The 8,205-nt window shown below is 59.2% G+C and carries 10 protein-coding genes; all 10 read left to right on the top strand.

Going from position 1 to position 8,205, the window contains the following annotated elements:
- The first annotated feature begins 89 nt into the window (after positions 1-89).
- The 10 genes from RTK01_RS14810 to fmt are packed head-to-tail and all read left to right on the top strand — an operon-like array spanning position 90 to position 8,111.
- Positions 90-497: a SoxR reducing system RseC family protein gene (locus RTK01_RS14810; RefSeq protein WP_312281710.1), complete on the top strand. Its 408-nt coding sequence runs from the start codon at positions 90-92 to the stop codon at positions 495-497.
- Positions 498-508: 11 nt separating this feature from the next.
- A complete protein-coding gene (locus RTK01_RS14805) occupies positions 509-1,408 on the top strand; it encodes a DUF5685 family protein (RefSeq protein WP_312281709.1) in 900 nt (299 codons plus the stop codon).
- Complete coding sequence (locus RTK01_RS14800) at positions 1,405-2,055, top strand: DnaJ domain-containing protein (protein ID WP_312281708.1); 651 nt, start codon at positions 1,405-1,407, stop codon at positions 2,053-2,055. Before RTK01_RS14805 ends, RTK01_RS14800 begins: the two co-directional genes overlap by 4 nt.
- 30 nt (positions 2,056-2,085) lie before the next feature.
- Positions 2,086-2,964 (top strand): YicC/YloC family endoribonuclease, encoded by an 879-nt coding sequence (locus tag RTK01_RS14795; protein WP_312281707.1) that lies wholly within the window; start codon positions 2,086-2,088, stop codon positions 2,962-2,964.
- A 4-nt stretch (positions 2,965-2,968) separates the two neighbouring features.
- Positions 2,969-3,226 (top strand): DUF370 domain-containing protein, encoded by a 258-nt coding sequence (locus RTK01_RS14790; RefSeq protein WP_293010454.1) that lies wholly within the window; start codon positions 2,969-2,971, stop codon positions 3,224-3,226.
- A gap of 1 nt (position 3,227) precedes the next feature.
- Positions 3,228-3,824, top strand: a complete 597-nt coding sequence (gene gmk / locus RTK01_RS14785; RefSeq protein ID WP_312281706.1) for a guanylate kinase — start codon at positions 3,228-3,230, stop codon at positions 3,822-3,824.
- A gap of 57 nt (positions 3,825-3,881) precedes the next feature.
- Complete coding sequence (gene rpoZ / locus RTK01_RS14780; protein ID WP_312281705.1) at positions 3,882-4,127, top strand: DNA-directed RNA polymerase subunit omega; 246 nt, start codon at positions 3,882-3,884, stop codon at positions 4,125-4,127.
- 24 nt (positions 4,128-4,151) lie between these two features.
- Entirely contained in the window at positions 4,152-6,617 is a 2,466-nt protein-coding gene (priA, locus tag RTK01_RS14775) for a primosomal protein N' (protein ID WP_312281704.1), read from the top strand.
- Between the two features lie 28 nt (positions 6,618-6,645).
- A complete protein-coding gene (gene def / locus RTK01_RS14770) occupies positions 6,646-7,188 on the top strand; it encodes a peptide deformylase (protein WP_312281703.1) in 543 nt (180 codons plus the stop codon).
- A gap of 5 nt (positions 7,189-7,193) precedes the next feature.
- The gene (gene fmt / locus RTK01_RS14765; RefSeq protein ID WP_312281702.1) at positions 7,194-8,111 is read left to right on the top strand and encodes a methionyl-tRNA formyltransferase; all 918 of its coding nucleotides are present in this window, start codon (positions 7,194-7,196) and stop codon (positions 8,109-8,111) included.
- Positions 8,112-8,205 lie beyond the last annotated feature (94 nt).

Genomic DNA, 8,205 nt, shown 5'->3' with positions numbered 1-8,205 from the left:
ATCACCATTTCCGAAGACACCGGACAGGAGGAGACCCCTGATCCCACAGTCCCTTAACGTAAACAATCAGCGGATTTAGGAGCGATCAAATGACACAAATTGCAACAATTGAAAAGCTGTTAGACGAAAGCCACGCGGAAATTTCCGTGGCCCGACAGTCCGCCTGCGGACACGACTGCGAGGAGTGCGCCGGCTGCGGCGTTTCCGGGGCGTCGGTCTATGCCAGAGCTAAAAACTCCATTGGGGCAAGGCCTGGGCAGAAGGTGGTGGTGGAGAGCAGCACCAAAAACATCCTTGGCATTCTCCTGCTGGTCTATATGGTTCCGGTGGTGCTGTTTTTCCTTGGATATGCGCTGGGGGGATTTTTCGCCACGGCGGCGGCGCGGTATACCACGGCGGTCATCGCTTTTGTGCTGGGTATGATTCCGGCGGCGCTCTATGACCGCCGCTTGCGGCGGCAGGGCGGTATGGAGTTTACCATCGTCAGGCTGTTTTAAGCCGGGGCGCGATGTTTGGTTACGTGAGGCCCCCGCTGGATCTACTGTCCCACGAAGAACAGGAGCGGTTCCGCAGGGCCTACTGCGGACTGTGTCACACGCTGCGCCGCCGGTGCGGGCTTCCCGCCCGCTTCATTCTGAACTACGATTTTACGTTTCTGGCAATCCTGCTCTCAGGCGGAGAGGAGCCGGAAACCCGCTGTAAACGGTGCGTGGCAAGCCCGCTGAAAAAGAGGACGTGCTGCGGCGCGCACCCGGCACTGGATTTGGCGGCGGACGAGAGCGTGATTCTGGCCTATTGGCAGGCGAGGGATGGCGTGGCGGACCACGGATTCTGGAAGGGGCTTAAATATCGCGCGGCGGTTCTGGCCCTGCGGGGTGGCTATCGAAAGGCCGCTGCCGCCCGTCCGGAATTTGACCGGGTGACGCGGGAGCAGCTCGGTCAGCTTGCGGAGCTGGAGCGGGAGAAGGCCCCTTCGCTGGACGCTCCGGCAGACGCCTTTGCTCAAATCTTGGCCGCCGCCGCCGATGAAGCGGAGGACGGACCGCTGCGCCGCATTCTCCATCAGCTTTTATACCATCTGGGCCGCTGGGTCTACCTGACGGATGCGGCGGACGATTTAAAGGAAGACGCTCTTTCTGGAAACTACAACCCGCTGATCTACCGCTACGGCCTAAATGACGGCGCGTGGACGCCGGAGAGCCGGGATGCCTTCACAAAGACGCTGGACCACTCCGTCCGGCTTCTGGCCACGGCCTATGAGCTGTGGGATTTCGGGTGCTGGACCCCCATTTTGGAGCAGACTGTTTACACGGGGCTGTTTCAGGTAGGAAAGGCAGTGCTTTCAGGTACCTACCGGGCAGGCAAGCCGACGCGTAAGAAAGACAGAAAAGTTGAGGAAACCACATGAACGATCCCTATCAGGTACTCGGCGTTCCCGAATCCGCGTCGGATGCGGAAGTGAAAAAGGCATATTTGGAGCTGGCGCGGAAGTACCATCCCGACAACTACCACGACAATCCTCTGGCGGATCTTGCGCAGGAGAAGATGAAAGAGATCAACGCCGCCTATGAGGAAGTGAGTAAGCGGCGGGGCAGCGGACGAAGCAGCGGCACAAGCCGCCCGAGCTCCGGCTACGGCGGCTACTCCGGCGGATACGGCTATGGCGCGGGCGGGTCTGCCCAGCAGTCGTCGCAAAGTTCCGTTTTGCAGCAGGTGCGCATGGCTGTCAACTCCGGGGACCTGAGCCGGGCGGAAGCCCTGCTCGCCAACTATTCGGACCACAATGCGGAGTGGAACTTTCTCCGGGGCGCGGTGTGCTATCGCCGGGGCTGGCTGGATGAGGCGCGGCGATACTACGAAACCGCCGCCCGAATGGACCCGGGCAACCGGGAGTACCGACAGGCGCTGGAATTTATGGACAACGCCGGAACGTCCGCTTACAGCCCGCAGGGCGGTTTTGGAATGGAGCAGTGCGGAAGCGGCGGACTTTGCCAACAGCTTTGCTGCACGTATCTTTTGTGTAACGGCTGCGGCCTTGGGTTTCGCTGCCTGTAAGGCGCGGCTTTTGATAGGGAGGAAACAGAAGTGATTAAGAGTATGACCGGCTATGGCCGGGCGAGAAAAACACTTGAAAATCGGGATATCACCGTGGAGGTCCGGTCCGTCAACAATCGGTATCTGGACTGCACGGTAAAGCTGCCAAGGGCCTATGTTTTTGCGGAGGATGCGGTACGCAAGCACGTTCAGCAGGCCGTTTCAAGAGGGAAAGTGGATATCCTTTTCAGCATTGATTCCACGGGGGCGGACACTGCCAAGGTGACGGTGGACCGCGGCCTTGCGGAAAGCTATGCCGCCGCGCTGAGGGAGCTTTCGGAACTCTGCGGTACAGAGGCAAAAATCTATCCCGAGACGCTGGCCCGGTTTCCCGACGTGCTGAATGTGACCAAGGCGGAGGAGAATTTGGACGCGCTGGGTGCGGATATTTGCTTGGTGCTGGATGAAGCGCTGTCCGCGTACAATACCATGCGGGCTTTGGAGGGCGAAAAGTTGGCCGCCGATATCGGCGGCCGTCTGGACGCAATCGAGGCTTTGACCAAGCGGGTGGAGGAGCGTTCTCCCGAGACGGTGGCGGAGTATCGCCGGAAGCTGACGGCCCGGATGGAGGAGGTTTTGCAAAGCGCCTCCATTGATCCCCAGCGGATTTTGACCGAGGCCGCGATTTACAGCGACAAGGTAGCCGTGGACGAGGAAACGGTCCGCCTGCGCAGCCACCTGTCCCAGCTTCGGGAAATGCTGCGCTCCGACGAACCCATGGGGCGAAAGATGGACTTTCTGATTCAGGAGGTGAATCGGGAGTCCAACACCATCGGTTCCAAATGCTGCGATGTTTCCATTGCGCAGGTGGCGGTGGACCTGAAGGCGGAGGTGGAAAAAATCCGCGAGCAGGTCCAGAACGTGGAGTAGGGCCGTGAAGCTTATCAATATCGGCTTTGGAAGCCTAATATCCGCAGACCGTCTGGTGGCAGTGGTCAGTCCGGATTCCGCGCCGGTGAAGCGCCTGATTCAGGAGTCCCGGGAGCGGGGAATGCTGATCGACGCGACCTATGGGCGGAAGACGGCCTCGATTTTTGTCATGGACAGCGACCATGTGGTCCTCTCCGCACTGCCGGTGGAAAAGCTGGCTGGGCGGCTGGGGACTGAAATCCCGAAGGAAGAGGAAGAATAGGATGCAAAAGGGAAAGACTTTCATTATTTCAGGACCCTCCGGGGTGGGAAAGAGCACGGTTTTAAAGGCGCTTTTGGAAAAACGCTCCAATCTGTACTTTTCCATCTCCGCCACCACCCGGGAGCCGCGTCCCGGCGAGGTGGACGGCGTGCATTACCGGTATATGGACGTGGACGCGTTCCGGGAGAGAATCGCCAACGAGGAGTTTTTGGAGTATGCCGAGTATGTGGGCAACTTTTACGGCACGCCGAAGAAATACGTGGACGAGGCCATGGAAGCCGGGCAAGACGTAATTCTTGACATTGAGATTCAGGGCGCGTTACAGGTGTACGACAAACGTCCGGGAACACCCCGTATTTTTATCGCCCCGCCCTCTTGGGCGGAGCTGGAGCGTCGGCTGACGGAGCGGGGAACCGATTCCCCAGAAAAAATTCAAAAGCGTCTGCTGCGTGCCAAGGTGGAATTTCAAACGGCTCATACCTATGATTACTTTGTCATCAACGACACCGTGGAAACCGCAGTGGCGGAGCTGGACGCCATCATGACGGCGGAGCACTGCAAGCCCAGCGATCGCATGGAGATTATCAGCGGAAGATGAGCCACCGCCCATCAGGAGATTATTTTAAGCCGAAAGGCAGATAGGAAGATATTTACTATGATGCTTTATCCTGCAATGACCCAGCTCAGCAGCTACATCCCCAACCGCTATATGCTGGTGAACGTGGTGGCCCGGAGGGCCCGTCAAATTTCCGAGGCTGCGGAAAGCTCCGGCGAGTCGCTGTGCGAAAAGCCTGTGACACTGGCCATTCATGAGGTGGCGGACGGCAAGCTGGATTCCCGGGGCATGAACCTGACCATCGCAGAGGGCGATGCCGACCAGAAGAGGACGCCGCAGGAATAATTTTGCGGACGGGGAGGGACGAGGATGGAGCGCTCAGAGATTGCAAAGGTAGCCGTCAGCGCGGCCACGTTTTCCATCGATCGGCCCTATGACTATCTGATTCCCCAGTCGATGCTGGAAAAGGCGAGGCCGGGGGTGCGGGTTTCCGTACCCTTCGGCAGAGGAAACCGAAGCTGCGAAGGCGTGATTCTGGCCCGGGAAACGGGTCAGAAGCGCGCCGGCGTGAAGCCGCTTGCATCCGTGCTGGACGACGAGCCGGTGCTGGACGGCTGGGGCGTATCTCTGGCGCTGTGGATGCGCCAGAGGTATTTCTGCACCATGTACGAAGCAGTGAAAACGATTCTGCCCGCGGGCCTTTGGTATCGCCTGCGTGAGGTTTTTACGCTGATGGAGGGGTTGGACCGCGCTGCCGCCGGAAGCCTTGCCGGAAAAATCAAAAACGCGGAGCCGGTGCTGGACGCGGTCTTTGCCTCCGGAGGCAGCACCGAGCTGACCCAGCTAAAGGCCGTCTGCGGCGAGGATGCGGAGCTCACGCTGCGGGCTTTGTGCAAGAAGGGCGTGCTGTCTTCCAGCGTCACCTCCACCCGGCGCGTGAGCGACAAGCAGCGCCGGATGGCGGAGTTGACCATGGATGGGGCAGAAGCTTTGGCGCTGGTGGAACCCAGAAAAAAATCCGCGCCGATGCGCTACGAGGTGGTATTGCTGCTAAGCGCCACCGGCCGGGCTTCGGTGCGGGACATCTGTTATTTTACCGGAGCTTCCGTCCAGACCCTGAAGGGATTGGAGAAGTCCGGTATTGTGGCGTTTTCGGAGGAAGAACGGCTTCGGATTCCGGAGCCGAAGGAGGTCGAACCGGGGCCGCCCATTGTCCTTAACGACGAGCAGCAATCCGCTTTTGCGCGGATTTTGGCTCTGACGCAATCCGGAAAAGCCGAGGCGGCGCTTTTACAAGGCGTCACCGGCAGCGGAAAGACGCAAATTTACATCCGTCTGGCGCAGGAAGTTCTTAAGCAGGGCAGGTCCGTGCTGGTGCTGGTTCCGGAAATTGTGCTGACGCCCCAAATGATGGAGAAGTTTTCTTCCTACTTCGGTGGGTCGGTTGCCATGCTCCACAGCTCTCTGCGGATGACGGAGCGGTATGACCAGTGGAAGCGCATCCGCAGGGGAGAAGCCCGGTTGGTGCTGGGCACCCGCTCGGCGGTGTTCGCGCCGCTGGTTGATCTGGGCCTTGTCATCATGGACGAGGAGCAGGAGGGGAGCTATGCTTCGGAAAACGCACCTCGATATCATACCCGAGACGTGGCAAAATTCCGCTGCGCTCAAAGCGGCGCGGCGCTGGTGCTGGGCTCCGCCACCCCGGCGGTGGAAACCGCATGGAGCGCCAAGCAGGGACAGTATCACCACGAGCTGCTGCGCAGGCGGTACAACGAACAGAGCCTGCCAGACGTTCAGGTGGTGGACCTGCGGCAGGAGATCAAGGCCGGAAATTCCGGCGCGCTCAGCGGGCCGCTGCGGCAGGAGCTTCAGGAAAATCTGGAGCGGGGAGAGCAGAGCATTCTGTTTTTAAACCGTCGTGGCAACAGCCGGATGCTGGTGTGTGGCGAATGCGGCAGCGTACCTTCCTGTCCAAGATGCAGTGTTTCCATGACCTATCACTCTGCCAACGGGCGGCTGATGTGCCACTACTGCGGCCATTCCCGCCCCGCCAGCGACGTTTGCCCTGAGTGCGGCGGTATTATGAAGCACATCGGAGCGGGGACTCAGCGGGTGGAAGAGGAACTGCGGGATTTATTTCCCGGCGTGGGCGTGCTGCGGATGGACGCGGACACCGCCGGCGGAGACCATGAAACGCTTCTGAGCCGTTTTGAGCGGGAGCGGATTCCCATTCTTCTGGGAACCCAGATGGTCGCCAAGGGCCTTGATTTTGAAAATGTGACGCTGGTGGGCGTACTCAGCGCCGACGCGTCTTTATATTTGGACAATTACCGTGCCGCCGAACGGACGTTCAGCCTGCTGACGCAGGTGGTTGGCCGGGCTGGCCGGGGCGGAAAGAGCGGCCGGGCGGTTATCCAGACCTACACCCCCGGCAACGAAGTCATTCAGAGTGCCGCGTTGCAGGATTACGAGCGGTTTTACGACAGTGAAATTGCTTTGCGGCGTATCCGACGCTATCCGCCTTTTGCGGACCTCTTTACCCTCACCGTCTCAGGCGGAGACGAAGGCGCGGTGTTCCGCGCGGCGATGGCTCTGCGGGACGAGCTGGTGACACTGATGGCGGACACAGCGGTGCGGGAAACCGAGCCGGAGATGATTGGTCCCGCGCCCGCTCCTGTGCTGAAGGTGAACAACCGGTTTCGCTACCGGGTGTTTCTCTCCGGCAAAAATGACAAACCAACCCGGGACCGGGTGGCATGGCTGCTGCGCGAGTTTGGAAAGCGGCGGGAAAACCGGGGCCTGAACCTGTTTGCAGACTGCAACGCAATGGATTGATTGCGATTTTCGATTGGAGGACAACGCAATGGCTTTGAGAAGAATTATAGAAGCGGGGGACGATTCCCTGTTGAAGAAGAGCCGCCCCGTGACAGAATTTAACGGACGTTTGCGCCAACTGCTGGACGACATGGCGGAGACGCTGACCGACGCCAGAGGCGCGGGCCTTGCCGCACCGCAGGTGGGCGTTTTGCGGCGGGTATGCCTGGTGCTGGACGAGGATTCCGAGGAGTATATCGAGTTGATTAACCCGGAAATCATCTTTCAGGATGGGGAACAGACGGGCCTTGAAGGCTGCCTGAGTCTGCCGGGAAAATGGGGCGTGGTAACCCGGCCCGACCATGTGCGGGTCCGGGCGCAGGACCGGGAGGGAAATTGGTTTGAGGTGGAGGGCGAAGGCCTGACCGCAAGAGCCTTTTGCCATGAGATTGAGCATTTGGACGGACACCTGTTCTCTGAGTACGTGGACCATTTTCTGACTGATGAAGAACTTTCGGAATATCTGGAGGCCGAGGGGGCCGAAGAGGCTGAGGGGGCCGAAGAGGACGAGAACGCGGAACCGGAGGCGTAACGCTGATGCGCGTATTGTTTATGGGAACTCCCGAATTTGCCGTGGCTTCTTTAAGAAGATTGGCGGAGGACGGGCATGAGATTTGCGGGGTCATCACGCAGCCGGACAAGCCTAAAAACCGGGGCATGAAGCTAATACCAACGCCTGTCAAGGAATATGCCGTGACGCTTGGACTTGACGTGTTTCAACCCCAGAAGGCCCGGGACGGCGAGGCGATGGACCTTGTGCGCAGGCTTGCCCCGGAGCTGATTGTGGCGGCGGCCTACGGCAAGATTTTGCCGGAGGAGCTTTTGAACTATCCGAAATACGACTCCATCAATGTCCACTCGTCCCTGCTGCCCAAATACCGGGGCGCGGCCCCCATCAACTGGGCGATTTTAAACGGAGACGAGGAAACGGGCGTATCTATTATGTATATGGTGGACAAGCTGGACGCAGGGGATGTGATCTCCAAAGTCAAAACGCCCATCGGACCGGATGAGGACGCGCAGGCCCTGACCGCCCGGCTGGCAGAGCTTGGGGCGGAGGCTTTAAGCAGAGCGATTGTGGAGATTGAATCCGGAACCGTGGTTCGCACAGCCCAGAATGAGGATGCGGCCACCTATGCGACCATGCTATCCCGTGACCTGTCGCCCATTGATTGGACGAAGAGCGCCCACGCCGTCAACTGCCAGATTCGCGGTCTGATTCCCTGGCCCGCCGCCTCCGCCGTGGTGGACGGACGGGCGATGAAGGTTTTTAAATCTCAGGAGACCGGGGAGGAAACCTCCGCCGAACCGGGAGCGGTGCTTTCAGCGGATAAGAGAGGAATTGCAGTTGCCTGCGGAGATGGCAAGTCTATTTGCTTGACAGAAATACAGGCCGATGGGGGAAAGCGGATGTCCGTCGCCGACTATCTGAGGGGCCATCCTATCCAACTTTGAAACGAGGAATTTGATGCAAAACGATTATGCTTATTTCTTTGCGAACAATCTGTACTGGGTTCTGCTGATTCCGGTATTTCTGCTGTCTCTGTAT

This window comes from Oscillibacter sp., from assembly GCF_031978065.1.
In the GTDB taxonomy this organism is placed as follows: domain Bacteria; phylum Bacillota; class Clostridia; order Oscillospirales; family Oscillospiraceae; genus Oscillibacter.
This window is presented reverse-complemented; position numbering and strand designations above follow the sequence as displayed.

Bases quoted from the DNA above. Each gene is read 5' to 3' on its own strand.
- RTK01_RS14810 (WP_312281710.1), top strand. From the start codon at position 90: ATGACACAAATTGCAACAATTGAAAAGCTGTTAGACGAAAGCCACGCG.
- rpoZ (WP_312281705.1), top strand. From the start codon at position 3,882: ATGATGCTTTATCCTGCAATGACCCAGCTCAGCAGCTACATCCCCAAC.
- gmk (WP_312281706.1), top strand. From the start codon at position 3,228: ATGCAAAAGGGAAAGACTTTCATTATTTCAGGACCCTCCGGGGTGGGA.
- priA (WP_312281704.1), top strand. From the start codon at position 4,152: ATGGAGCGCTCAGAGATTGCAAAGGTAGCCGTCAGCGCGGCCACGTTT.
- RTK01_RS14805 (WP_312281709.1), top strand. From the start codon at position 509: ATGTTTGGTTACGTGAGGCCCCCGCTGGATCTACTGTCCCACGAAGAA.
- def (WP_312281703.1), top strand. From the start codon at position 6,646: ATGGCTTTGAGAAGAATTATAGAAGCGGGGGACGATTCCCTGTTGAAG.
- RTK01_RS14800 (WP_312281708.1), top strand. From the start codon at position 1,405: ATGAACGATCCCTATCAGGTACTCGGCGTTCCCGAATCCGCGTCGGAT.
- fmt (WP_312281702.1), top strand. From the start codon at position 7,194: ATGCGCGTATTGTTTATGGGAACTCCCGAATTTGCCGTGGCTTCTTTA.